The organism is Mesorhizobium sp. BH1-1-5, from assembly GCF_020165615.1.
Taxonomy (GTDB): domain Bacteria; phylum Pseudomonadota; class Alphaproteobacteria; order Rhizobiales; family Rhizobiaceae; genus Mesorhizobium.
This window is the reverse complement of record NZ_JAIUIM010000005.1, coordinates 1-25,042: the sequence shown is the minus strand read 5'-3', so window position 1 is coordinate 25,042 and position 25,042 is coordinate 1. Positions and strand designations below refer to the sequence as shown.

Annotated in this window: 24 protein-coding genes and 1 riboswitch; of the genes, 9 read left to right on the top strand and 15 right to left on the bottom strand. The window is 63.7% G+C overall.

Going from position 1 to position 25,042, the window contains the following annotated elements; translation table 11 throughout:
- Positions 1–12 precede the first annotated feature (12 nt).
- Positions 13–381 carry a glycine cleavage system protein GcvH gene (gcvH, locus tag LB572_RS08120; RefSeq protein WP_140647821.1) on the bottom strand — a complete coding sequence of 123 codons (369 nt, stop codon included), beginning with the start codon at positions 379–381 and terminating at the stop codon, positions 13–15.
- 7 nt (positions 382–388) lie between these two features.
- On the bottom strand, positions 389–1,489 hold the full coding sequence (gcvT, locus tag LB572_RS08115) for a glycine cleavage system aminomethyltransferase GcvT (protein ID WP_224667362.1): 1,101 nt from the start codon (positions 1,487–1,489) through the stop codon (positions 389–391).
- 149 nt (positions 1,490–1,638) lie between these two features.
- Positions 1,639–1,725, bottom strand: a riboswitch (glycine riboswitch).
- A gap of 329 nt (positions 1,726–2,054) precedes the next feature.
- On the opposite strand from gcvT, the gene LB572_RS08110 reads away from it, so the two are divergent.
- The gene (locus tag LB572_RS08110) at positions 2,055–3,059 is read left to right on the top strand and encodes a hypothetical protein (protein WP_224667361.1); all 1,005 of its coding nucleotides are present in this window, start codon (positions 2,055–2,057) and stop codon (positions 3,057–3,059) included.
- Between the two features lie 2 nt (positions 3,060–3,061).
- On the opposite strand, the gene LB572_RS08105 is transcribed toward LB572_RS08110, so the two are convergent.
- Positions 3,062–3,925, bottom strand: coding sequence for a transporter substrate-binding domain-containing protein (locus LB572_RS08105; RefSeq protein ID WP_224667360.1), 864 nt, complete (start codon positions 3,923–3,925; stop codon positions 3,062–3,064).
- A gap of 87 nt (positions 3,926–4,012) precedes the next feature.
- Between LB572_RS08105 and LB572_RS08100 the strand changes: the two genes are divergently transcribed.
- Positions 4,013–4,615: a DUF3011 domain-containing protein gene (locus tag LB572_RS08100; protein ID WP_224667359.1), complete on the top strand. Its 603-nt coding sequence runs from the start codon at positions 4,013–4,015 to the stop codon at positions 4,613–4,615.
- Positions 4,616–4,665: 50 nt separating this feature from the next.
- Here LB572_RS08100 and LB572_RS08095 read toward each other — a convergent pair whose 3' ends face one another.
- The 7 genes from LB572_RS08095 to LB572_RS08065 all read right to left on the bottom strand — a co-directional run bounded on the left by LB572_RS08095 (position 4,666) and on the right by LB572_RS08065 (position 9,864).
- Positions 4,666–5,091 carry a GNAT family N-acetyltransferase gene (locus LB572_RS08095; protein WP_140807388.1) on the bottom strand — a complete coding sequence of 142 codons (426 nt, stop codon included), beginning with the start codon at positions 5,089–5,091 and terminating at the stop codon, positions 4,666–4,668.
- Positions 5,088–5,897 carry a molybdopterin-binding protein gene (locus tag LB572_RS08090; protein WP_224667358.1) on the bottom strand — a complete coding sequence of 270 codons (810 nt, stop codon included), beginning with the start codon at positions 5,895–5,897 and terminating at the stop codon, positions 5,088–5,090. Before LB572_RS08090 ends, LB572_RS08095 begins: the two co-directional genes overlap by 4 nt.
- 1 nt (position 5,898) lies before the next feature.
- On the bottom strand, positions 5,899–6,771 hold the full coding sequence (locus tag LB572_RS08085) for a cytochrome b/b6 domain-containing protein (RefSeq protein WP_224667357.1): 873 nt from the start codon (positions 6,769–6,771) through the stop codon (positions 5,899–5,901).
- A 98-nt stretch (positions 6,772–6,869) separates the two neighbouring features.
- Positions 6,870–7,541 (bottom strand): DUF1345 domain-containing protein, encoded by a 672-nt coding sequence (locus LB572_RS08080; protein ID WP_224667356.1) that lies wholly within the window; start codon positions 7,539–7,541, stop codon positions 6,870–6,872.
- Positions 7,542–7,567: 26 nt separating this feature from the next.
- Entirely contained in the window at positions 7,568–8,035 is a 468-nt protein-coding gene (locus tag LB572_RS08075; protein ID WP_224667355.1) for a YaiI/YqxD family protein, read from the bottom strand.
- A 64-nt stretch (positions 8,036–8,099) separates the two neighbouring features.
- The gene (gene gfa, locus LB572_RS08070; RefSeq protein ID WP_140806974.1) at positions 8,100–8,669 is read right to left on the bottom strand and encodes an S-(hydroxymethyl)glutathione synthase; all 570 of its coding nucleotides are present in this window, start codon (positions 8,667–8,669) and stop codon (positions 8,100–8,102) included.
- A 67-nt stretch (positions 8,670–8,736) separates the two neighbouring features.
- Positions 8,737–9,864 carry an S-(hydroxymethyl)glutathione dehydrogenase/class III alcohol dehydrogenase gene (locus LB572_RS08065; protein WP_224667354.1) on the bottom strand — a complete coding sequence of 376 codons (1,128 nt, stop codon included), beginning with the start codon at positions 9,862–9,864 and terminating at the stop codon, positions 8,737–8,739.
- Positions 9,865–10,116: 252 nt separating this feature from the next.
- On the opposite strand from LB572_RS08065, the gene LB572_RS08060 reads away from it, so the two are divergent.
- Both LB572_RS08060 and dnaE read left to right on the top strand, forming a co-directional pair.
- A complete protein-coding gene (locus LB572_RS08060) occupies positions 10,117–12,129 on the top strand; it encodes an acetyl/propionyl/methylcrotonyl-CoA carboxylase subunit alpha (RefSeq protein ID WP_224667353.1) in 2,013 nt (670 codons plus the stop codon).
- Positions 12,130–12,228: 99 nt separating this feature from the next.
- Complete coding sequence (gene dnaE, locus LB572_RS08055; RefSeq protein ID WP_224667352.1) at positions 12,229–15,753, top strand: DNA polymerase III subunit alpha; 3,525 nt, start codon at positions 12,229–12,231, stop codon at positions 15,751–15,753.
- Position 15,754: 1 nt separating this feature from the next.
- On the opposite strand, the gene LB572_RS08050 is transcribed toward dnaE, so the two are convergent.
- Positions 15,755–16,642 (bottom strand): DMT family transporter, encoded by an 888-nt coding sequence (locus tag LB572_RS08050; protein WP_224667351.1) that lies wholly within the window; start codon positions 16,640–16,642, stop codon positions 15,755–15,757.
- A gap of 176 nt (positions 16,643–16,818) precedes the next feature.
- Between LB572_RS08050 and LB572_RS08045 the strand changes: the two genes are divergently transcribed.
- Entirely contained in the window at positions 16,819–17,322 is a 504-nt protein-coding gene (locus LB572_RS08045; RefSeq protein WP_224667350.1) for a hypothetical protein, read from the top strand.
- 192 nt (positions 17,323–17,514) lie between these two features.
- On the opposite strand, the gene LB572_RS08040 is transcribed toward LB572_RS08045, so the two are convergent.
- A complete protein-coding gene (locus tag LB572_RS08040) occupies positions 17,515–18,843 on the bottom strand; it encodes a DNA polymerase IV (protein ID WP_224667349.1) in 1,329 nt (442 codons plus the stop codon).
- 65 nt (positions 18,844–18,908) lie between these two features.
- Between LB572_RS08040 and LB572_RS08035 the strand changes: the two genes are divergently transcribed.
- Together LB572_RS08035 and LB572_RS08030 are read left to right on the top strand one after the other, a co-directional pair.
- Complete coding sequence (locus tag LB572_RS08035; RefSeq protein WP_140808662.1) at positions 18,909–19,484, top strand: GNAT family N-acetyltransferase; 576 nt, start codon at positions 18,909–18,911, stop codon at positions 19,482–19,484.
- A gap of 99 nt (positions 19,485–19,583) precedes the next feature.
- Entirely contained in the window at positions 19,584–21,146 is a 1,563-nt protein-coding gene (locus tag LB572_RS08030) for a hypothetical protein (RefSeq protein WP_224667348.1), read from the top strand.
- A gap of 9 nt (positions 21,147–21,155) precedes the next feature.
- Here LB572_RS08030 and LB572_RS08025 read toward each other — a convergent pair whose 3' ends face one another.
- Positions 21,156–21,809: a hypothetical protein gene (locus LB572_RS08025; RefSeq protein WP_224667347.1), complete on the bottom strand. Its 654-nt coding sequence runs from the start codon at positions 21,807–21,809 to the stop codon at positions 21,156–21,158.
- Complete coding sequence (locus LB572_RS08020) at positions 21,806–22,105, bottom strand: DUF3572 domain-containing protein (RefSeq protein WP_140808668.1); 300 nt, start codon at positions 22,103–22,105, stop codon at positions 21,806–21,808. Before LB572_RS08020 ends, LB572_RS08025 begins: the two co-directional genes overlap by 4 nt.
- A 240-nt stretch (positions 22,106–22,345) precedes the next feature.
- Here LB572_RS08020 and LB572_RS08015 point away from each other — a divergent pair, with 240 nt between their 5' ends.
- Together LB572_RS08015 and LB572_RS08010 are read left to right on the top strand one after the other, a co-directional pair.
- Positions 22,346–22,717 (top strand): response regulator, encoded by a 372-nt coding sequence (locus LB572_RS08015; protein ID WP_040995610.1) that lies wholly within the window; start codon positions 22,346–22,348, stop codon positions 22,715–22,717.
- A gap of 33 nt (positions 22,718–22,750) precedes the next feature.
- Complete coding sequence (locus LB572_RS08010; RefSeq protein ID WP_140808670.1) at positions 22,751–24,124, top strand: PleD family two-component system response regulator; 1,374 nt, start codon at positions 22,751–22,753, stop codon at positions 24,122–24,124.
- A gap of 549 nt (positions 24,125–24,673) precedes the next feature.
- On the opposite strand, the gene rpmG is transcribed toward LB572_RS08010, so the two are convergent.
- Positions 24,674–24,841: a 50S ribosomal protein L33 gene (rpmG, locus tag LB572_RS08005; RefSeq protein WP_006201775.1), complete on the bottom strand. Its 168-nt coding sequence runs from the start codon at positions 24,839–24,841 to the stop codon at positions 24,674–24,676.
- Between the last annotated feature and the right edge of the window lie 201 nt (positions 24,842–25,042).

The window sequence follows — 25,042 nt, the reverse complement described above, 5'->3', positions numbered from 1 at the left end:
TATGTCCTGATATCAGCCGATATGGGCTTTGTAGCCGGCCTCATCCATGAGGCTGTCGAGTTGGCTTTCGTTGGCGAGCTTCATCTTCCAGAGCCAGCCGTCGCCGGTCGCGGCCGAATTGACCAGCGAGGGGTCGGCCGACAGCGAGGCGTTGGCTTCGGTGATCTCGCCGTCGACCGGCGCGTAGACGTCCGATGCCGCCTTTACGGATTCGACGACGACGGCGGTGTCGCCCTTGGCGAGCTTGCGGCCGATTTCCGGCAGCTCGACGAAGACGAGATCGCCGAGCTGTTCCTGCGCATAGTCGGTGATGCCGACAGTGGCGACGCCGCCCTCGACGCGCAGCCACTCATGGTCTTCGGTGAAATAGGTCTTTGCCATCTGGAAATCATCCTTTGCGGTAACGGTGTGGGGTGAAGGGCAGGGACGCGACATCGACCGGGATTTTCGTCCCGCGGACGTCGGCGAAGAGTTTGGTGCCGGGCTTGGCCAGCGCGGTGTCGACGTAGCCCATGGCGACGGGGTGGCCCGTCGAAGGGCCGAAACCGCCCGATGTGACGTGGCCGGCCGGATTTCCGTCGCCATCGATGAGCGCCGCGCCGGCGCGCACCGGCTGGCGCCCGTCAGGCTTCAGGCCGGCGCGTTTCTGCGACGGCCCGCGCTCGATGATCGAGCGCAGCGCGCCGGCGCCGATGAAATGGCCGGCGGCCCGGATCTCCTTGGGTATCGCCCACATCAGTCCGGCGCTTGCCGGGTCGATCTCCGGCGTCAGGTCCTGGCCGTGCAGGCAAAGACCGGCCTCAAGCCGCAGGCTGTCGCGCGCGGCAAGGCCAATCCACTGCACGCGCTCGTCCTTGAGCAGGCTGGCGACGAGATCGCGGGCATCCGCCTCCGGCAGGCCGATCTCGAAACCGTCCTCGCCGGTGTAGCCGGAGCGGCTCATGAACCAGTTTTGACGCGGTTCGACCCCATGCATGAAGAGCAGCGAGCCGGTTTCGATGCCAGCCCTGGCAAGCGCGGCCCAGGCGTCCGGACCCTGGATCGCCAGGAAAACGCGGTCGAGCGGCTCGACCCTGGCATCGAAGTCGGCGGAGAAGTCCCGTAGATGCTTCTCGTCCTCCACCGCGTTGCCGGCATTGGCCACCACCATGAACCGGTCGTCGCCCAGGCGCGTGACGATCAGGTCGTCAATGATGCCTGCCGCCTCGTTGAGGAAGAAAGTGTATTTGGACTGCGAGATGTCCAGCGCGCCGGCGTCGAGCGGGCAGGCGCGGTTCAACAACGCGGCGGCCCCCGGACCGGAGACCTCGAACAGCTTCATATGCGAGATGTCGAACAGGCCGGCATGCTCGCGCGTGTGAAGATGCTCCTTCATCACGCCGGGTGGGTAGGTGAGCGGCATCGACCAGCCGGCGAAGGCGCCGAAGCGCGCCCCCGCGGCCTGATGCAAATCCTCAAGGGGCAGATGTCTGGTGTGGTCGCCTGTCATGTCTTCTCCAGAGTCGCACGCAATCGACCGCCGTAGGCGGCCTAGTTCGTGCCCCTCTGTCTGAAGCCTGAGAGACTTGCGCCCCGTAACTCTGTCGGCAGCGCTTACACCTTCGGCGCGGGAAGATTCCCGACTTTCCAGAGTTGTCTTTCCCGTTTACGGTTCTTTTGCCTGAGAGATTTCGGGCGATTTCCCCTTCGGCGACAGCTTTCGCTGCTCTCTCCCGCAAACAGGTAGGACTCAGTTGCCCGAGCCCTCGACGCGCCATCCATAGCCCGTCGGCGACACCTTGTCACCTCCCAGCGACATTTAAGATGCGCCGATATTCAGGTGAGGCCGGCCTGCAAGTAGCGGCTTCCTGCGCTTCCGGTGCTCACGTACTTTAGTACGCTCCGCTCCGGTTCTCGCAAGCCACCACTTTCGGCTCGGCCTGACCTGAATCTCGACGCATCTTAAGCGCCCAAACCGGCAAGGCTTCGCTAACCACGCCATTTGCCGGTTTCTCAAGACAATGCTGATAAAGCTGACGGATAACGCCGGCAAAGGCGACGGGCAGGGACGGCAAATGGGCGAATTGATCATGAGCGCTCCGGTGGCGGGGCTGACCTCGAAGAACAAGATCACGGCCGAAGACGTGACGATGCTGCGGCGCGAGGTGTTCGCGGACGGCGTGGTGAGCCGCGGGGAGGCGGAGGCGCTGTTCGCGCTCGACCAGACGGCGCGCGACAAATGCGGCGAGTGGACGCCGTTCTTCGTCGAGGCGGTGACCGACTACATCGTTCACCAGGAAAAGCCGGAAGGCTATATCTCCGAGCAGAATGCCGACTGGCTGGTCCGCACGATCTCGCGCGACGGCATGGTCGACAGCCAAACCGAGCTCGAGCTGCTGGTGCATGTGCTGGAGGAAGCGAAATCCTCGCCCGGCCAGCTCTCGGCCTATGCGCTGGAACAGGTCGCGCATGCGGTGATGGACGGCAAGGGTCCGCTGATGCATGGCGGCAGCCTGGTTCCCGGCCATGTCGCCAAGTCCGAGGTCGATCTCTTGCGCCGCATCCTCTACGCCTATGGCGGCGACGGCAACATCGCCATCAGCAAGGCCGAGGCGGAGGTCCTGTTCAGGATCAACGACCGGACCGCGGCGGCCGACAACGATCCGTCCTGGAACGACCTCTTCGTCAAGGCGATCGCCAACTATATCATGTGCTCGACCGGCTACGAGCCGCCGACGCGGGAGGTGGCGCTTCGCCACGAGACCTTCCTCGACGAGGCGTGCCCGACGCTTGGCGGTTTCTTCAGCCGGATGGTCTCGGGCGGGTTCGCCGCGATCCGCGAAGCCTATCATTCGCCCGGCGATATCGAGGCGGAATGGGAAGCCAGGAACCGGGCCAACGAGGCGCTAGCCCGCCGCGCCGAGACGATCGATGCCAGCGAGGCCGAATGGCTTGCCGAGCGCGTCGGCGGCGGCCAGCGGCCGCTGCGCGACAACGAGCGCGCGCTGCTGACGCTGATCAGGCAGGCTTCGCCGGAAATCCATCCGGCCCTGAAGCCGCTGCTCGAGAAAGTGGCCTAGCCTTACTGCTTGGGCTTGGTTGGTTCCGGCTTGGCCTGGTCTGTCTTGGCCTGGTCCGGCTTGGCCGAGGTATCGAAGCGCGACATCCATTTGAAGCCGCCGAACCAGTAACGTCGGACACCGGCGATGGTGCCGTCGGCGACGCGCGCGCCGATCCAGTTGTTGACGTATTGGACGAGGCGGATGTCGTCGGGGCGCAGGGCGAATGCCTCCGGCGTGCGCAGCAGCGGGCCGCCGACCAGCCTGAATTTCGCATCGTAGAGCCTCGCCGCCATCTGCGGCGTCGGCGAGGTGGCGACCATCGCCTGCGCGTCGCCGCCGATGATCGCGGCAAAGACGTCGGCCGTGTTGTCGAAGGACAGGATGTTCGCCTTCGGAAAGGCTTCCTTGGCAGCCGCCTCGTCGGTGGAATTGGACAGCACGGCGATCTTATATCCCGGCGCCGTCAGCGCCTTTCCCGGCCTTTTGCCGAGGCTGGCGATCGAGGCCACCATGCGAATGTCGGCGGTGCCGGTCGGATTGGAGAACACAACCTCGCGAGCGCGCTCCGGCGTGCTGGCATAGCCCGCGGCGATCAGGTCGAAATCGCCCTTGAGCAGACGCGTCTTCAGGTCGTTCCACGGCACTTCGACCAGCTTCAGGTCGACGCCGAGATCGGACGCCAGGGCGCTGGTCAGGTCGACATCGTAGCCCGCGAATTTGCCGTCCGCGTTCTTGAGGATCCATGGCGGGTTGAGCGCCACGCCGACCGTCAGTGTCTTCTGGTCGATGACGCGCTTCAGGCTGTCGTCGGCGCGAGCCGGCAATAACGCCAGCCAGGCAGAGAGAACAAGTATGATCGCCGCGATCATTTTGTTAGCGCGCATGAATATATCCTCGCTGCAGTCTGTCTGGTTGTAAGACTTACACAGAGGTGCCATTCTGTCGATAGCGAACCCAATTGGAGACTTGCGATGTCGGCGCGGATGGCGGTTACCGGTTCGATGGTGTTGCTGGCCAGCTTCCTGGGCAATCCGGCGCAACTGTCGCTGCTGCCCGATGCCGCGCAGGCCGCAGGCCCGATGCGCTTGGTCTGCTCGAGTTCCAACTACCGCTACTCCTATTGCGGGGTCGACACGCGTGGCGGCGTGCAATTGACCAACCGGCTTTCGAAGTCGCGTTGCCAGTTCGGCACAAGCTGGGGCTATGACGGCGGCGGCATCTGGGTGGACAAGGGCTGCTCGGCGCAATTCCTGATCGCCGGCTCCGGCCGAAGGCCGTCTCCGGGCGATGCGGCCGCGGCCATCATCGTCGGCGGCATTGTCGGCGCCATCCTCGACAACAATGACAGGCACGGCCGCCATTCGGACAATTACTATCCGAGGCCGAAGCCGCGCCGCGACGATCGATGGATCGACCCGACGCCGCAATTCGACAGGGACGGCAATCCCAATTTCGACACCCATGGCAACTATCAGGGATGTCACGGCATGGGCTGCAGGGTGGATAATCCGGATGAGATGGGGGACGCGCCGCCCGAGCCGGGCCAAACCACGTTCGACAGCTCGGACGAATGATCGCGCCGCCGAGCTTCGCATACTGAACGCCAAGCTCGTCCGGCCGCCGCCTAGCCGATCGTCTTGCAAAGGATGATGTTGGAATGGCCTTCGGGCCACCCGGTCAATTCGGCCATGCGCTCGAAGCCGGCTTTTTCGTACAAGCCTGGCGCCTGGAAGTCGTGGGTCGAAACCCATATCCGCAGCGAGCCGCGCGCGGCGGCCTCCGCGACGAAGGCATCGAGCAGCTTCCTGCCGTGGCCAAGGCCGCGATAGGCTTCGTCGACCCACATCAGCGTGAGCTCGGCGATGCCGGCCCAGGAATAACCGGCAGCGGCCCCGACGGCGCGCCCTTCATCATCCCGTAGGACAAAGACGAGAGCGCGGTCGTCGCCACGACCGGTCAGCCGCCGGTTGTCGGCGTCGAGACGCGCCTCGATGGCATCGGGCCCGGCTGCCGCAAGATCGTGCTCGGCCTGCAGGCGAGGGCCCGTCAAATCCCGCCATACCAGTCGTAGCCATTGTCTTCCCAATAGCCGCCGCGGCCGCCGCCGACCTTGGCGAAGCTGTCGACCAGCTCGATCTTGTAGAGATATTTCGGCATCTTGTAGCCGAGCTGGCGCTCGACCCGCACGCGCAGCGGCGCGCCGTTCTCGACCGGCAGCGGCTTGCCATTCAGGCCATAGGCCAGGATCGTCTGCGGATGGCGGGCGTCGATCAGGTCGATCGTGCCGTAATATTTGATGTCGCCGGACAGGCTTTGCTCGATCGTGTCGAGGCAGTGGAACATGACGTAGCGGGCCTCAGGCTTCACCACCGCCTGGTCGAGCACAAGCGACAGCGGCGTGCCGGTCCATTTGGCGATGCAGCTCCAGCCTTCGACGCAATCGTGGCGGGTGATCTGGGTGCGGCTCGGCATGTTCTGGAGCTGCTCGCGGGTCAGCGACAAAGGCTTTTCGACAAGCCCGGTTACCTCCAGCCGCCAGTCCGCGAAATTGTTGGCGAGCAGACCTTTGTAGGTGTCGTCGTCGGGCGCCGTGACGCCATTCGGTCGCTGTGGCTGGCGGATATCGGCCTCGGTGAATTCCGGCGCCAGCGCGTCCCGGCCGGCGAGCAGGCGTTGCGCGCGCCAGGTCAGGCCATTGGCGTTTTCGAGGAAGTTGCGCAGGCCGCCGCCGATGCCGAGGCCGCTGTCGAACGCGTCGCAGCCCGAGAGCGCGATGCCGGACAGGCTAAGGCTGCTGGCGGTGAGGAACTTTCTTCGGCTCATTTGGAGCTTGGGGCTGATCTGGAACTTTGCCATGTCAGGCGCTCCTCTCGGTCGGCTGGTCGTGCTTTGCAGGCGGGTCGGTGCGGTACCAGCCGGTGATGATCGAGCGCAACTCGTTGATCGGGCCGGCGGCCAGGATCATCAGGATGTGGATGATGAAGAAAAGGACGAGCAGCACCATGACGGTGAAGTGGATGGTGCGCGCCGTCTGCCTGCCGCCGAGGATTTCGTTGAGCCAGGGCAGCACCGAATTCATGCTCGGCGACATGGCGAGACCGGTTATGATCATCAGCGGCAAAAGCACGAAAAGCACGCCGCCATAGGCCATTTTCTGCAGCGTGTTGTATTCGCGCGTGTGGTGGAATTTCAGCTTTGCGTGGTCGACGATGTCGCGCGGCAGCCTGCGCAGGTCCGACACGCGAGGGGCGAGGTCGCGGCGGATGTGGCCGTTGATCAGGCCTGCGATCAGCCAGATGAGCAGCGTCGTGGTCAGGATCCAGGCGAAGAAGAAATGCACCACGCGGGCGGTGCCGAGATCGTAGTAAGAGGGGATCGTCGCCCAGGCCGGGAAGGCGCGCTGCGTCTGCTGTCGGGGTGGACCAGACCAGCCGAGCACGCCGGTGGTGTCGAAGCGATGACCGAAGATTTCGGTGAAACCACGGGGGCCGTTCGTGGTGTTTTCGGCGCCGATCTCGAGAATGGTGTTGTTGAACTCGAAGCCGGACTGCTTGCCGATATAGAGCTGCGGCCGCGCATTGAAGATCTGCAGGCCGGAAAGCAGCATGAAGAACAGCGAGAAAGCCCAGATCCAGTGGGTCAACCGCGTCCAGCGCGACTGCCGATAGATGAGGGTCGTGTCCTTGCCGTCCGCCTTGGCGGCGGATTGGTTGTTGGCAACAGTGTCCATCTTGCCTCCGGCCGCCTCGTGCAGGCGGCTTCTCAGGTCATTGTCTCCCCCTCAATACGTCGCCGCACAAGGCAATGTTTCATGCGATCACGGATTTATTACGGAGCGCCCAGGCTGACCGCGAGATTGACCGCCGCGGCAACGATCACGGTGTTGAAGAAAAAGGTCAGGATCGAATGGACGAGCACCACCACTCGCATTTGCGAGGTCGTGATGGCGGTATCCGCCGTCTGGGCCGTCATGCCGATCACCGTCGCGAAGTAGAGAAAATCCCAGCCTTCGGGTCTCTTGTCGCCGGGAAAATCGAGGCCGCCGACCGGCATCTTCTTCTTGGTCGTCTCGTCAATCTCGTCGCCGTCCTTCCAATAGAGATGGGCATAATGCAAGGACGCCATGGCGTGGATGGTGAACCAGCCGAGCGGGATCGAGAGCATGGCGAAGGCGAGCTGCAGGGGATGCGCGGCATCCTTCTGGTTGATGAGCAGGAACAGCGAGACGATGGCCGCGCCGACGACAAAAAGCGTGACGGCGAAGATCAGGAACACCGGCAGGTCGGTCGCGCGCGCGTTCTTGCTGAGATAGCGGCCGGTGAGGCTGGGCATCAGGGCCAGCACCAGGGCGATATAGCTTACGAAGAACAAATTTGCGCCGATCGAGTAGGGCATCGGCGCGCGCAGCAACAGGGCAAGCAGCAGCGCGACGATGCCGACGGCCGCGGCGAGGGCGAACTGCATGTGCCGATGCATCGGCGTCTTGAGATCGTCACCCATGGCCCGAGGCCCCTGAAGACGTTGGATCAGTCCGGTGTGACGGATTTGAGCGCGCGCCGCAAGATGCGGTCGAGCTCGCCGAGAAATTGCGATCTGTCCTTTGGCGAGAAGCTGGCGTTGAAGCCCCGGCTTTCGCCGGTCTCGCGCAGATGCTGCTTCAAATCGCGCATCGCCACCGCCATGCCGATGGTCTCCGGCGTGAAGGGGCGGCCGGTGGGGCCGAGCACATGCGCGCCGAGCGCCACCGTGCGCGCGGCCAGCGGGATATCGGCCGTCACCACTATGTCATTGGCCCGGGCGTTCTCGACGATCCAGTCGTCCGCCGCATCCGCTCCCTTGGAGACGACGACGTTGCGGATCATTGGATCGCGCGATGGCCGCAGGCCGCCATTGGAGACATAGGTGACGACGACGCCATGGCGCTCGGCGACCTTCTCGACCTCTGCCTTGACCGGGCAGGCATCGGCGTCGACATAGATGGTGGGAGCGGGCATCTTCTCTCCAAACGAATATGGGGCCGGCTTTCGACCGGCCCCATGGCAGAAATATCGCAACTTGTCAGGCCGGCAGCGCGCCGGACTTTTTCGCCGTCCAGGTGGCGATGTAGTCCATCAGGCCGGGGTTGAGGCAGTCATAGGGCTCGAGCCCGATCGACTTCAGCTGGGCGCGGATGCCGTCCATCCGCTTCGGGTCGACGCCGGATTCGATGATCGAGGAGACGAAGGCGGTGAAGCCCGGTGGCGACCAGCCGTCCTCCTCGAAGCGCTCGGGATGGATGAAGGACAGGCCCTTGAAGGGATGGTCGCGCTCGACCGGGCCGTACATGTGGACGCCGCAGCCGGTGCAGGCATGGCGCTGGATGAGTGCTGCCGGATCGACCACCTTCAGCTTGTCGCCGTTCTCCGTCACGGTGACGTCGCCCGTGCCGGCAACGGCCACGACCGAGAACACGGCGCCCTCCGGCTTCCAGCACTTGGTGCAGCCGCAGGCGTGGTTGTGGGCGATCTGGCCCTTGACCTTCACTTTCACCGGCTTCGAGGTGCAAAGACAGACCAGCGTGCCGCCGGAGAAGGATGCGCTTTCCTTCGGCAAGCCATTGTCGATCGAGTGATGCAGTTTTTCGGCCATTCCTGTTTCCTCCCATGTTGACAAAAAAGGGTCGCCGGCACTCCGGCCTGCGGCCCGGTGGGTTGCTTCAGTAAACCACGACACTCCTGATCGATTTGCCCTCATGCATGAGGTCGAAACCCTTGTTGATGTCCTCGAGCTTCAGCGTGTGGGTGATCATCGGGTCGATCTGGATCTTTTTCTCCATGTACCAGTCGACGATCCTGGGCACATCGGTGCGGCCGCGCGCGCCGCCGAAGGCGGTGCCCATCCAGCTGCGGCCGGTGACCAACTGGAACGGCCTGGTCGATATCTCCTGGCCGGCGCCGGCAACGCCGATGACGACCGACTTGCCCCAGCCGCGATGCGAGGCTTCCAGCGCCTGGCGCATCACCTTGGTGTTGCCGGTGCAGTCGAACGTGTAGTCGGCGCCGCCGATCTGGTCGGCGCCGCGCTTGGTCATGTTGACCAGGTAAGGCACGACGTCGCCGTCGATCTCCTTCGGATTGACGAAATGCGTCATGCCGAACTTCTCGCCCCAAGCCTTCTTGTCGTTGTTCAAATCGACGCCGATGATCATGTCGGCGCCGGCAAGGCGAAGCCCCTGGATGACGTTGAGGCCGATGCCGCCGAGGCCGAAGACGACCGCGGTCGCCCCTTGTTCGACCTTGGCCGTGTTGATGACGGCGCCGATGCCGGTAGTCACCCCGCAGCCGATATAGCAGATCTTGTCGAAGGGGGCGTCGGGATTGACCTTGGCCACCGCGATCTCCGGCAGCACGGTGAAGTTGGAGAAGGTCGAGCAGCCCATATAGTGGAACAGTTTTTCGCCCCCGAGCGAGAAGCGTGACGAACCATCGGGCATCAACCCTTGCCCCTGCGTGGCGCGGATGGCGGTGCACAAATTGGTCTTCCTCGACAGGCAGGACGGGCACTGCCGGCATTCGGGCGTGTAAAGCGGGATGACATGGTCGCCCTTCCTGACCGAGGTCACGCCCTTGCCGACATCGATGACGATGCCGGCGCCCTCATGGCCCAGGATCGCCGGGAACAGGCCTTCCGGATCGGCGCCCGACAGCGTGAACTCGTCGGTATGGCAGATGCCGGTCGCCTTCACCTCGACCAGCACCTCGCCCTCGCGCGGACCTTCAAGGTCCACCTCCATGATCTCAAGCGGCTTTCCGGCGGCAACGGCTACGGCGGCACGCGTTTTCATGAGGCACTTCCTCCCAAGCGATCTGTAAGTTTTAGCTAACGGCAAGCTGTTTGTGGCGAATGCCGGCCTGCCATCCGTTCGGCGTTACGGGCAAGCTTAGCGAGTTCCGCGCTGGCGGCCAACGTCTCTTGCGACGTTTTTCGGCGCGGTTTCTGCAATCGGGACCGCCCCGGGAAGCCAATCCGCGGGCACTTGAGGCGCGCCGGAATTGTCCATAGAACTGGATCGCTTCGCCGGAGGAACGACATCCGAATGTTCAAGAAGATCCTGATCGCCAATCGCGGCGAGATCGCCTGCCGCGTGATCAAGACGGCACGCAAGATGGGGATTGCCACCGTTGCGGTCTATTCGGATGCCGATCGCGATGCCGTACATGTCGAGATGGCCGACGAGGCGGTGCATATCGGGCCTTCACCGGCGGCGCTGAGCTACCTGGTCGCCGAGAATATCATCGCCGCCTGCAAGGAGACCGGCGCGGAAGCCGTGCATCCGGGCTATGGCTTCCTGTCCGAGCGCGCGTCTTTCTGCGAGGCGCTGGAGAAGGAAGGCATCGTCTTCATCGGGCCGAAGCCCAAGGCCATCAAGGCGATGGGCGACAAGATCGAATCGAAGAAGTTCGCCAGCCAAGCCAAGGTCTCGACTGTGCCCGGGTGGCTCGGCGTCATCGAAGACCCCGACCATGCCGAACTGATCGCCGGTGAGATCGGCTATCCGGTGATGATCAAGGCCTCGGCCGGCGGCGGCGGCAAGGGCATGCGCATCGCCTGGACCAAATCGGAGGTGCGCGATGGTTTCGAGCGCGCGCGTTCGGAAGCGAAAAGCTCCTTCGGCGACGACCGCGTCTTCATCGAAAAATTCGTCGTCGATCCGCGCCATATCGAAATCCAGGTGCTGGCCGACGCGCATGGCACGGCGCTTTATCTCGGCGAGCGCGAATGCTCGATCCAGCGCCGCAACCAGAAAGTGGTCGAGGAGGCGCCGTCGCCATTCCTCGACGCCAAGACCAGGAAGGCGATGGGCGAGCAGGCGGTGGCGCTCGCCAAGGCCGTCGACTACCAGAGCGCCGGCACCGTCGAGTTCATCGTCGACAAGGACAAGAACTTCTATTTCCTTGAAATGAATACGCGATTGCAGGTCGAGCACCCGGTGACCGAGCTCGTCACCGGCATCGACTTGGTCGAGCAGATGATCCGCGTCGCCGCCGGCGAAAAGCTCGGCATCGGGCAGAGCGACGTGAAGCTCAATGGCTGGGCGGTGGAAAGCCGCCTCTACGCGGAGGATCCTTTCCGCAATTTCCTGCCGTCGATCGGCCGGCTGACGCGTTACCGGCCGCCGGAAGAAGGTACGTTCGGCGACGTCGTGGTTCGCAACGATACCGGCGTCACCGAGGGCTCGGAAATCTCGATGTTCTATGACCCGATGGTGGCGAAGCTCTGCACCTGGGCGCCGACACGGCTCGAGGCGATCGACGCGATGTCGGAGGCGCTCGACAGCTTCGTCGTCGACGGCATCGAGCACAACATCCCGTTCCTTTCGGCGCTGATGCAGCACCCGCGCTGGCGCGAGGGGCGGCTGTCGACCGGCTTCATCGCCGAGGAATATCCGGACGGCTTTGCGCCGGTCGAACCGGATGGCGAGGAGAGGGCGGTGTTCGCCGCCGTCGCAACCGCGATCGAGCTGCTGCGCCGCGACCGGCTCGACCGCCTGAGCGGCCGGCTGGCGCCGCATTCCGGCCATCTCAAGCGCGACTGGGTGGCGAAGGTCGGCGCCGACTATCTTCCGGTCGAAATCGTCGACGGCATGGTTTCCATACCGATGGAGGTCGATCTGTCGATCGACGGCGGCAAGCCGTTGACGGTCGCCTCCGATTGGCGACCGGGCGACGCGCTCTGGCAGGGCACGGTCGGCGGCGACAAGGTCGTTGCACAGATCCGCCCGATGCTGAACGGTTTGCGCATTGCCTGGAAAGGCATGTCGGTGACGGCGCGCGCCATGTTGCCGCGCACCGCCGAGCTCGAAAGGCTGATGCCGGAAAAACTGCCGCCGGACACCTCGAAGATGCTGCTCTGCCCGATGCCCGGCCTCGTCGTCTCGATCGCCGTCGCAGAGGGCCAGGAGGTCAAGGCCGGCGAGACGCTGGCTGTGGTCGAGGCCATGAAGATGGAGAACGTGCTGCGCGCCGAACGCGACCTCACGATAGCCAAGCTCAACGCCAAGCCGGGCGACAGCCTGGCGGTCGATGCCGTGATCATGGAGTTCGCCTAATCGGCTTGCCGTGCACACGTGATCGCTGGACTCGCATCGCAGGCTCCTGGACAATACATCTCACACCGATGTTGAGTCCTTTCGAGCGACACGAAGCCCATGGCGGATGAACGACTTCCACGCGACCCGTTGCAGCGCGAAGCGGCGGTGAAGGCTGCGCGGCCGGAAGCGCCGGCGCGTACTTTCATCCATCTGCGCGTGCATTCGGCCTATTCGCTGCTCGAGGGCGCCTTGCAGCTCGGCGCGATCGTCGGCCACGCCGTCAAGGACGAGGCGCCGGCGATCGCGGTCACCGACACCAACAATCTATTCGGCGCGCTCGAATTCGCCCAGAAGGCGGTCAAGGACGGCATCCAGCCGATCATCGGCTGCCAGATCGACCTGGCCTTTTCCGGTGAGGCGAGCGATGGCCAGCGCGACCGCCGCCGCCTCGGCCCCGAAATGTCGCCGGTCGTGCTGATCGCCGCCAGCGAGGCGGGTTATGCCAATCTCGTGCGGCTGATCAGCAAGGTCTATCTGGAGACGTCGCCCGGCGAGCCGGTGCATCTGACCAGCGCGATGCTGGAGGGCCGCGGCGACGGCCTGATTTGCCTGACCGGGGGGCCGCGCGGCCCGGTCGGCGCCGCTCTGAAGGCCGACCGGCGCGACCTCGCCGAACAGCGGCTGCTGTTCCTCAAAGGCCTGTTCGGCGACAGGCTCTATGTCGAATTGGAACGGGTAGCCGGCTATGACCGGATGGTCGAGAAATCGACGGTCGATTTGGCCTACACGCATGAGCTGCCGCTGGTCGCGACCAACGAGGCTTTCTTCTCAAAACGCGACGACTATGAGGCGCATGACGCGCTGATCGCCATTGCCGAGGGCTCGGTGGTTGCGGCCGACAACCGCCGGCGGCTCACGGCCGACAATTTCCTGCGTAGCCAGGCCGACATGGCACGGCTGTTCTCCGACCTGCCGGAAGCGATCGACAACACGGTCGAGATCGCGATGCGCTGCTCCTATTATCCGAAGAACCGTAACCCGATCCTGCCGCGTTTCACCGGGGGTGATACCGCCGACAAGGACGCGGCGGAAAAGGCCGAGGCGGCCGAGCTTGCCCGCCAGGCGCGCGAAGGGCTGGAAGCGCGGCTTGCCGCGCACGGGCCGACGCCTGGCTATACGGTCGAGCAATATCGCGAGCGGCTCGAATTCGAGCTCGGCATCATCGAGAAGATGAAGTTCCCGGGCTATTTCCTGATCGTGGCCGACTTCATCAAGTGGGCGAAGGCGCAAGGCATTCCGGTCGGGCCGGGGCGCGGTTCGGGCGCCGGCTCGCTGGTCGCCTATTCGACCACCATCACCGACATCGACCCGCTGCGCTTCTCGCTGCTGTTCGAGCGCTTCCTCAATCCCGACCGCGTCTCGATGCCAGACTTCGACATCGACTTCTGCCAGGACCGGCGCGAGGAGGTCATCCGCTACGTCCAGCAGAAATACGGCCGCGACCAGGTCGGCCAGATCATCACCTTCGGGACGCTGCAGGCGCGCGCCGTGCTGCGCGACGTCGGCCGCGTGCTGCAGATGCCTTACGGCCAGGTCGACAAGCTCTCCAAAATGGTGCCGCAGAACCCGGCCAACCCGGTCAAGCTGGCGGACGCCATCGCCAACGAGCCGCGCTTCGCCGAAGAGGCGGAGAAGGAACCGATCGTCCAGACGCTGCTTGACATGGCGCAGAAGCTGGAAGGCCTCTACCGCCATGCCTCGACGCATGCCGCCGGCATCGTCATCGGCGACCGGCCGCTGTCCGAGTTGGTGCCGATGTACCGCGATCCGCGCTCCGACATGCCGGTCACCCAGTTCAACATGAAATATGTCGAGCAGGCGGGGCTGGTGAAGTTCGACTTCCTCGGCCTGAAGACGCTGACCGTGCTGGAGACCGCGGTGAAGCTGATCCGCCGGCGCGGCGTCGACATCGATCTCGCGACGATCCCGCTCGACGACCCCGATACCTACGCCATGCTGTCGCGCGGCGAGGTGGTCGGCGTGTTCCAGGTTGAAAGCGCCGGCATGCGCAAGGCGCTGATCGGCATGCGGCCTGACTGTATCGAGGACATCATCGCGCTGGTGGCGCTCTACCGCCCCGGCCCGATGGAAAACATCCCGACCTACAACGCCAGAAAGCATGGCGAGGAGGAGATGGCCTCGATCCATCCCAAGATCGACCATCTGGTGAAGGAAACGCAAGGCGTCATCGTCTACCAGGAACAGGTGATGCAGATCGCGCAGGAGCTTTCCGGCTATTCGCTCGGCGAAGCCGACCTTCTGCGCCGCGCCATGGGCAAGAAGATCCGCGCCGAGATGGACAAGCAGCGCGAGCGCTTCGTCACGGGCGCGGTCGAGCGCGGCGTCTCGAAGCCGCAGGCCGACTTCATCTTCGACCTCCTGGCCAAGTTCGCCGACTACGGCTTCAACAAGTCGCACGCGGCGGCCTATGCGGTCGTTTCCTACCAGACCGCCTATCTCAAGGCGCATTACCCGGTCGAGTTCCTTGCGGCGTCGATGACGCTCGACATGAGCAACACCGACAAGCTGGCCGATTTCCGCCAGGACGCCATGCGTCTCGGCATCGAGGTGGTGGCGCCGTCGGTGATGTCGAGCTTCCGCCCCTTCGAGGTCGGCGAGAACAAGATCTTCTATTCGCTGGCGGCGCTCAAAGGCGTCGGCGACGCGGCGGTCGAGCACATCGTCGCGATGCGCGGCGAGAAGCCGTTCAGGAACCTTGCCGATTTCTGCGAGCGGGTCGATCCGAAGATCGTCGGCAAGCGCGTCTTCGAAAGCCTGATCATGGCCGGCGCGCTCGATTGCTTCGGCCACGACCGCGCCCAGATGATGGCGGGCGTCGAGCGGATGATGGGCCTGGCCTCGCTGGCGCAGCAGAACGCCATCTCTGGCCAGGCCGACATTTTCGGCGCTTCTCTTGGGAGCCAATCGCAGGCGCTCAACCTGCCGCAGACCGATCCGTGGCTTGCCGCGGACAGGCTGCACCGCGAGTTCCAGGTGGTGGGCTTCTACCTCTCGGCGCATCCGCTGGACGAATACAAGGCAGCGCTCCAGAAGATGCGCGTGCAGAACTGGGCTGAATTCTCGGCCGCCGTCAAACGCGGCGCCGCGGCCGGACGCCTCGCCGGCACGGTCACCTCCAAGCAGGAGCGCAAGACCCGCACCGGGAACAGGATGGGCGTGGTGCAGTTCTCCGACACGACGGGGCAGTATGAGGCTGTGCTGTTTTCCGAAGGTCTGGCGCAATATCGCGACATGCTGGAGCCCGGCAGTTCGGTGGTGATTATGGTTGCAGCCGAAGACAGGCCCGAGGGCGTAAACCTGCGCATTAACTCGGTGCAATCACTGGACGATGAAGCCAGCCGCATCCAGAAAGCGCTGCGCATCTTTGTCAGAGACGATGGACCATCATCAATCATTCAATCGCAGCTCAAACAGCGTGGCGACAGTCAAGTCAGCATCATCGTTCTCAAGGGAGAGGCGCAGGGCGAGGTTGAGATCGGCCTGGGCAATTATCGCGTCTCGCCGCAAATCGCTTCCGCCATGCGTGCGGTGCAGGGCGTGGTGGAAGTGGAATTGGTTTAGCTCAGGGCGTAGCCGCTTCCGCCTCCACCACCCGCGGCGTCTTGCGCTGCAGATTGAGCAGGTTGCCGGCCAGGATCAGGGCGGCGCCGCCGGCGGTGAAGACGTCGATCTGCTCGTGATAGAGCAGCCAGCCGACCAGCGCCGACAGCGGCACGCGCAGGAAATCCATCGGCGAGATGATCGTGGCATCGGCATGGGTGAGCGCGCGCGCCAGGCAGAAATGCGAGGACATGCCGGTGAAGGCGATGACGAAGATCCATGGCCAGAGCCCGGGCGAAGGGTTGTGCCAGCTGTAGAGAGCCGGGATCAGGCCAACCACCGACTGGATGATCAGCATCCAGAAGATGATGCGCACCACGCTTTCGGTCCTGGTCATCGACTTGACCAGCACCATCGAGATGCCGAAGCAGACCGCGGCGCCCAGGACGACGAGGTGGCCGGGATCCATCGAACCGGCGCTGGGGCGCACGATGACGACCACGCCGATCAGGCCAAGCACGATCGCCGTCAGCTTCGACCGCGACAGCCTTTCCCCCAGAAAGCTGACCGCCAGAATCGCTGTCCAGATCGGCGTCGTGAACTCGATCGAGATCAGCACGGCGAGCGGAATGAGGGTGAGCGCATAGAGCCAGGCGGCCTGGCCGGAATAGTGGATGACGTTGCGGGCGATATGGGCAAACGGGCGCTCGGTGCGCATTGCGGCAAAGCCGCCATTCATCATCACCAGCGGCAAAAGGATGAAGAAACCGATCACCGAGCGCAGTTCCAGCACCTGGAAGACGCTTAGCTCGGCCGTCGTCTCGCGGCCGGCAACCGACATCGCCAGCATCGAGGCGATTGACAGAGCCATCCAGAACGCGGCTTTTGGGATCGAGGGAGCGGGCGCCATTGCCGCTATCTCGCAAGCCGAGGCCCCTGCCGCAACTCATAGTGGCGGCATTCGACTGGGCCAGCGGGTGGCGGTGTCAACAAACCGTCATCGCCGCGGCGGAACCTGACGCCCGGGCACCCGTTGAGTCCGGGCTTTCCGTCGGAAGGCTTATCATCGTGAAAGGGGACGTTTTGATGAAATCGACTGCTGCCTTGCTGGCCGCGGCCTGCCTTTTCTGCTCGACGGGCGCGCATGCCGACGAGGCGGCCTTTCTGCGCTCGCTGCAGGGAAAGTTCTCCGGCAAGGGAACCGTCAGGATCAGAACCAACACGCCGGTGATGAACATCAATTGCACCTTCACCTCGGACGCGACGGCGGACTCGCTGTCGCTCGACGGCGCCTGCCGTGCGTTGTTGATCATGTCGCGCGAGATCCGCGCCGACCTGAAGGTCAACGGTGGGAGCTACAGCGGCACCTATATCGGCTCGCGCAGCGGGCCTGCCGGGCTCAGCGGAAGCCGCAAGGGCGACGCCATCAATCTCGACATCCACTGGGCGAAAATCGTCAATGGCGACCGCGACGCGGAACTGACGGTCGAGAAGATCGGGCCGGACAATATGCGCATGACGGTGACCGACATGGATCCGGCGACCGGCAAGATGGTGGTGACGAGCCGGATCGATCTCAAGCGCAGCTGACCTTTGCTTTGACGCAATTCCGGACGGATGGCTACGACGAAGTCGCCGAGCCTAAAGCGCGTCGCGATCTTTCAGATTCGCGCCATGCGCTTTAGGCTTTTGATTTTGCGCATGTCTTTATCCCGAAACCGGTTCCCACTTTCGGGAGGCATGCTTTAACCGCTCACACTTTTCCTGGAATTGCTCCAAATGTCACTCTTCCAGCGGCTCGGGCGGATTGGCGGCGCGGCCCTTGCCGAATGTATAGCCGGTCTCGACGGCTTTCCTGCCGAACTTGTCACGCAATGCGTCCATCGCGCCTTCCGCCAGCGCGCGCTTGCGCGACTGCATGTCGACCAGATCCGGCGGATCGGCCTTTTCGTCGTCGGAGAGGTCGCTGACGCCGATGCCGAGCAGACGGAATCTTGTGCCGTCGGCCTCGCGGCGCAGCAGGTCGAGCCCGGTCTGGAAAATGCGGTCGGCCAGGCGGGTCGGATCGCCGAGCTGGCGGTTGCGGGTGCGGAGCTTGAAATCCTGTGTCTTCAATTTCAGCACCACAGTGCGGCCGGCAATGCCGGATTTCTTCAGCCGCGCCGACACCTTTTCAGACAAGCCGCGCAGCACCGGCACCAGTTCCGCCAGGGCGGCGATGTCGGTGTCGAAGGTGGTCTCGGCCGAAACGCTCTTGGCGTCGCCATCGGGATCGACCGGGCGGTCGTCCTCGCCGCGCGACAGCCTATAGAGCCGGTCGCCCATCGTGCCATAGCGGCGCATCAGGTCGCCGCGCTCCATGCGCTGCAATTGCGCGATCATGCGGATGCCGTCGCGCTCCAGCGTCCCGGCCAGCGCCTTGCCGACGCCCCAGATCATCGTCACCGGCTGCGCGGCGAGGAAGTTTGGCGCCTCGGCTTCGCCGATCACCGAAAAGCCGCGCGGCTTGCGGAAATCCGAGGCGATCTTGGCCAGGAACTTGCAGTAGGAGAGGCCGGCCGAAACGGTGATGCCGAGCTCCTTTTCCACCGTCTGCGCGAAGCGCGCCAGCACCAGCGCCGGGGGCATGCCATGCAGCCGCTCGGTGCCGGCGAGGTCGAGAAAGGCCTCGTCGATCGACAGCGGCTCGACCTGCGGGGTCAAGGCCAGCATCAACGCGCGGACTTCGCGCCCTACGCCGACATATTTTTCCATGTTGGGCGGGATCACCACCGCTTCGGGGCAGAGTTCGAGCGCCTTGAACATCGGCATGGCCGAGCGGACGCCCTGGATTCGGGCGATGTAGCAGGCCGTGGAGACGACGCCGCGCCGGCCGCCGCCGACGATCACCGGCCTGTCCTTCAGCGCCGGGTTGTCGCGCTTTTCGATCGCTGCGTAGAAGGCGTCGCAATCGATGTGGGCGATCCTGAGCCGGTAAAGCTCGGCGTGACGTACGAGGCGTGGGCTGCCACAGCGATCGCAGCGACGCGTCTGCGAGCGCTGGAGAGCCAGGCAGTCACGGCAAAAACCGTGTTCGGGATTGTTGACAGGAGCCGCCATCGCTGCGAACATAAAGAGAACAAACGCAATGGTACGACAGCGCAAGGCTGGCAACAAGCTTAGCCTGGGGAGAACGCATGAGCACGACCATAGCACCGCTGACGCCTGAGCTCTGGCCCGATTTCGAAGACCTCTTCGGCAAGCAGGGCGCCTGCTACGGCTGCTGGTGCACGCATTTCCGGCTGGCGCCGGCGGAGCGCCGCGCCAGCGACAAGGAGCGCAACAAGGACCACATCAAGGCGCGCATCGAGGCAGGTCCGCCGCCGGGGCTTTTGGCGCTGGAGGAGGGCAAGGCCATCGGCTGGATGCAGATCGGTCCGCGCGCCGACGTGCCCGAGTGGAACAATCAGGGCAGGGGCTCGGCGCCGGTCGATGCTGCCGACGCCGGTGACCCGAACGTCTGGGCGATCTCCTGCTTCTTCATTCGCGTCAAGGCGAGGGGCCGCGGCGTCTCGCATCGGCTCGTCGAGGGCGGCATCGCTTTCGCGCGCGAGAACGGCGCGAGGCTGCTGGAAGCCTGCCCGATCGACCTGTCGCGCGATTCGCGCTCGATCGGGCTTTTCGTCGGCTCCTCGCGCGTGTTCGAGAAAGCCGGCTTCGAGAGACTTGTCGAGCGCAAGCCCGGCCGGCCGCTGATGCGGCTGGTGCTTTAGCCGGATGCGCTTTTAGCCTACAGTCGGCGTCTTGCGGCTGTAACGCTTCTTGCCTACCAGAAGCGGATTGTTCGCCTTCCGAGATCACGGAGAACCGACGTGAAGCGTATTTTGCCACTTGCCTTCGCCCTTGCGCTCAGCGCGCCGGCTTTTGCCCAGACCGTCGACAATCAAGGCGCCAAAACGCTGTCCGACAATCTGGCCCGCTATTTCGGCAAGCAGGCGTTCGACAAAGGCGTGCTCAAAGTTTCGGTCGAGGGCGACGCCTATAAGATCGCGCTTGACGTCAAGGCGCTCGTCAATGCTGTGCCCGAGCAGAAGCTCCTGAAATTCGATATGGCGCCCTATGCCTTGATGGTGAAGCCACGCAGCGACGGGTCCTGGGATGTCTCGTCGAATTTCTCGCAAGGCGCGTCCTTCGAGTTCGATGGGCCGGAAGGCCGTCAGAGCATGGAGTTCACGATCAAGGACGGCAAGCTGACCAGCGTCTACGATCCGGCGCTTGCCGCCTTCACCAACGCCACGAGCTCGTTAGCCGGGATGACCATGACGTCCCGGCAAGCCAAGCAGCAGGCCGACGTCTCGACTGGCGCCGGTACCGCCACCGTCACGGCGACGAAGTCCGCCAATGGCGGCGTCGACTTCACGGCTACGCAAAAAGTCTTGGACTTCGTCGAGAAGATCAAGATCGACGATCCCGACAGCGGAATGAATTTCCCGCTCACCTTGAAAACCCCGGAGCTTTCGGTCGATGCAAGCGGCAAAGGCGTGCATACGAAGCCGCTGCTCGATCTGCTTGCCTTCGCCGTGGCCAACGAGGACGAAGCCAAGCTCAAGGCGAACCAGGCGGAGCTCAAATCGCTCATGCTGGCCGCGCTGCCTGTCTGGGAAAGGATCGACGGCAATTACGGTTTCAAGAATTTCGAGGTGGAGAGCCCTGTCGGCAAGTTCGGGGCGACGCAATTCAGCACCGCTTTCGGCATGGACGGTGTCTCCCAGAACGGCAAGGTGGACTACTCGATCAAGGCAGCCGGCCTGACAATCCCGCGGCAGACCCTGCCCGAATGGACCGCGCCATTGCTGCCGACCGACGTCGATCTGAACTTCGGAGGCGCCAATATCGATCTCGATACGATGGCGAAAAAGGCGATCGAAGCCTTTGATCTCAATAAGAATCCGCCGCTTTCGGATGAATTCGGCAAGGCTTTGATCGCCGATTTCAAGGCCAAGAATCCGAAGGTCGTGATCGGGCACAGCACGGTGAAGAACGGCGCCATCGAGGTCGCCATGGAAGGTGAGATGACCTTCCCCGGCGAGAAGCCGGATGCGACCTTGACCGTCGACGTCGCCGGCTACGACAAGATCGTCGATGCCCTGAAGGAAGCGGCCAAGAGCGATGAGCAGACGGCGCAGGCCTTCCCGTTTGCCTTGGCCGTCAAAGGCTTCGGCAAGACGCTGCCGGACGGGCGGCTGGAGTGGATGATCAACACCAAGGCCGATGGGTCCGTCACGGTCAACGGCGCTATGCTCAAGGGGCCGGATGAAGTCCAGGACGACAATTCGGGCGGCGATGACGGCGCGAACGGAACGGATAATTCGACCGGAGGCGACAATTCGGACGGCGGCGACAATGGCGGGGCCGGAGCGAAGCTGCAGCCCTGATAGGTTGAGCTAGAGCCCGAGCGCGGCCGCGATCTTCGGGGCCGCCTCGCGCCAGTCTTCGACCGAGATGATGTCTTGCGGCGTCGGCGGCAGGAAGGCGCGCAGCGCGTTATCGGCCATCAGATGGAAGAGGTGGGCATCCGCGACGGAATTGCGCGCCGAGATCAGATTGGAGGGCTGGTCGTCGACGAAGGCGATCGGTCGGCCCTTGACGCCGCGCAATTTCGCAATGGCCGGTCCCTTGGCCATTTCCGTCGTCAGCAGCGGATAATTGAGCCCCAGCGCATCGAGATGCGCTCGGCGCACGGCGCGGTGCTTGTGCGGCATGGCGGTCAGCATGACGATCTCGGCGCCTCGGCCAAGCATTGCGAGCGCGTCCGCGGCGCCGTCGGCGATGCTTTGCCAATCCGCCTGGGCGTCGAAGAATTCCCCCAGGAGCGCCGTCACCTCGGGTTGCTCGATCAACCGGCCGGTTGCCGTCTCGGCGATGTTGCCGGTCAATCGGAAGGAAGCCAGCGTCAGGCCGAAACCGCGCGACTTCAGATAGTGCGGAAACGGCCGGATGAATTCCAGCACGACGTCGTCGACATCGAGCACCAGCAGCGGCCGGTCGTCGGCGGCAAGCTCCTCGATCTGCCGCGCCGTCTCGGGATCGTCGCTCATGTCGAGCGCTCGTGGTCGTCGTTGCCGAGCGGCAGCGCGCGCAGTGCCTTGCCGACGGCGGCAGGCGGCGTGCCGGTTTCCTCGGCGAAGCGCAGCAGCGTCGGCTCGTGCGCCAGGATGAACTGCAGGACGCCGGCAAGGAAGCCAGGCTCCGCGGCGACCTTGCGGATCGACTGCGCATCGATGCCGGTGATCGCCAGGAAGCGGGGTAGAAGTTCCGGATCGGCGGCAACGAAGCCCAGCGCCTTGACGGCAATGGTTTCCGCTTCTTCGCGCATTGACGCTGCGTTCGCCATCATTACCTTTGGAATGGTGGATTTTTTCGAGTCTCCTTCCGCATAACGGCAAGCGTCGCTTGCGGCAAGCCTCCGCTCTCTCCCGTACAACGTCCGAAAGGTGGAATTGGTGCAGCTTTCCAACCTCCGGTTTCCGTTTCGTCAATCATATTGGGCTAGAGTGGAAAAGGGTTGGGTGCGGTCCGAAGGGGACGCATTGCGACGGCCTTCGGCTTCGAGGGCGGTCGGGACGGGAAACTGATGGCTAAGAAGGTCATGATCGTCGAGGACAATGAGCTCAACATGAAGCTCTTTCGGGACCTCATCGAAGCCAGCGGTTACGACACTGTTCGCACGCGTAACGGGCTGGAGGCGCTGGATCTCGCGCGCCAGCACCGGCCGGACCTGATCCTGATGGATATCCAGCTGCCCGAAGTCTCCGGCCTGGAAGTGACCAAATGGCTGAAGGAAGACGACGAGCTGCATTCGATTCCGGTCATCGCCGTCACCGCCTTCGCCATGAAGGGCGATGAGGAGCGTATCCGCCAGGGCGGCTGCGAGGCCTATATCTCCAAGCCGATCTCGGTGCCGCGCTTCATCGAGACGATCAAATCCTATCTGGGCGACGCCTGATGCCCGAGACCAGCAGAACCGGAGTTTGTTGAGATGACCGCGCGGATCCTCGTCGTCGACGATATCCCCGCCAATGTGCGGCTGCTGGAGGTTCGGCTGCTTGCCGAGTATTTCGAGGTGCTGACAGCCAGCAATGGCCCGGACGCGATCGAGACCTGCGAGAACGGCAAGGTCGACGTGGTGCTGCTCGATGTGATGATGCCGGAAATGGACGGTTTCGAGGTCTGCAAGCGGCTGAAGAGCGATCCGGCGACATCGCATATTCCAGTCGTCATGATCACCGCGCTCGACCAGGTGTCGGACCGGGTGCGCGGCCTCGAGGCAGGCGCGGACGATTTCCTGACCAAGCCGGTTAACGACCTGCAGCTGATGACGCGCGTGAAGAGCCTTGTCAGGCTGAAGTCGTTGACCGACGAGCTCAGGCTGCGTGCCTCGACCACGCGCAATATCGGCATCGAGGAGCTTCTGAGCCGCGATTTCGCGACCGAGGACGTCAAGCCGAGGGTGCTGCTTGTCGACGAGCGCAAATCGTCCGTCGAGCGTATCCAGAAGATGCTGCGCAACAGCGCAGAGCTCGATGTCGCAACCGATCCGAATGCGGGGTTCTTCCAGGCGGCCGAGACGCCGTACGAGTGCGTGCTGGTTTCGACCGCCTTCGCCGACTTCGATGCGCTGAGGCTCTGCTCGCAGCTGCGTTCGCTCGACCGCACCCGCTTCCTGCCGATCATGCTGCTCGCCGACGAGGGCGAGGAGGGCCGCATCCTGCGTGGCCTGGAGCTCGGCATCAACGACTACCTGATCCGGCCGATCGACCAGCACGAATTGACGGCGCGGCTGCGCACGCAGGTGCGGCGCAAGCGCTACAACGACCAATTGCGCGCCAGCGTCGCCCAGACGATCGAGATGGCGGTGATCGACGGGCTGACCGGGCTGCACAACCGGCGCTATCTCGACAGCCATCTGCAGACGCTGTTCGATCGCGCCGCGGCGCGGCGGCGGCCGCTGTCGGTGATGATCACCGATCTCGATCGCTTCAAGTCGATCAACGATACGCATGGGCACGACGGCGGCGACGATGTGCTGCGCGAGTTCGCCAGGCGGCTGCGCAAGAATGTGCGCGGCATCGATCTCGCCTGCCGCTTCGGCGGCGAGGAGTTCGTCGTGGTTATGCCCGACACCGACGGTACGGTCGCCGAGAAGGTGGCCGAGCGCATCCGCGCCGAAATCGCGCAAGCGCCTTTTGCCATCGGCAACGACGGCAAGGCGATCGAGGTCACGGTCAGCGTCGGTGTGTCCTCGCTCCTGAAAGGGACCGATAGTGTCGCGGCGCTGATGAAGCGCGCCGACCTGGCGCTCTATGAAGCCAAAAGCGGCGGCCGCAACCGGGTCGTCGCCAAGGCTGCCTGAAGCGCGTCACGATCGTTCAGGTTCGTTCCGCGCGCTTTGAATTTCTGCTTTTGCGCATGTCCTTGTCCCGAAACCGGTTCCCACCGTTGGCAGACATGCTTTGGTAAAGGCGCTAATTCGCAGTCGTCCCAACAGGGTTACGAATTTACCTTAACCCAAGCGATTCGCGAGCGGTGGTTAAGAAATGGTTGATTTTTATAAGGTCTTGCGCAAATCTGCGACACATAGACAGAAGACGAGGCCGGCACGAGGGTAGACTAGCCGGCCCGATCCGAAAAATACCCCATGATGCTCAGGTCCGCCGCATCTCCTGGGTCCGTGGGGTCGGCCGGCCGGCGCTGGCACATAGTGGCCTCCTCGTACCGCTGCCAAACGCCGACCGGCCCCCTTTTCTACAAGAACCGCCATTGGGACCTTGCGCAGACAGCCGCGCAGGGTCCTTTGCCGTCCGGTCTTTCCTCCTGTCGGAAAACGGACTTTCCTGGAGTTGCTCCAAAAACAAAAACGCCGCCCAGAGGCGCGGCGTTTTGATTTCTCGGGATAACCAGATTACTTGATCTTGGTTTCCTTGAACTCGACGTGCTTCTTGGCGACCGGGTCGTACTTGCGGAACGAGAGCTTGTCCGTCTTGGTACGGCTGTTCTTGCTGGTCACGTAGAAGAACCCGGTGTCGGCGGTCGACAGAAGCTTGATCTTGATGTTTGCGGCTTTGGCCATGATGTTCGTCCGTTAATGTTCGTGGAGTTTTGGCCGCTGGAGCACGGGAAAACACCCGGAGGCGGGAAACTTGGCGCGACACATAAAGAACGCGCCCGGAAAGTCAAGCCCGAGCGCCTTCCAGTGTCGTAAGCACATGAGTTGTCCGGGTTAGGTAGCACATGAGTTGTCCGGTTTTATCGCCAGCGCATGGAGGCTGGG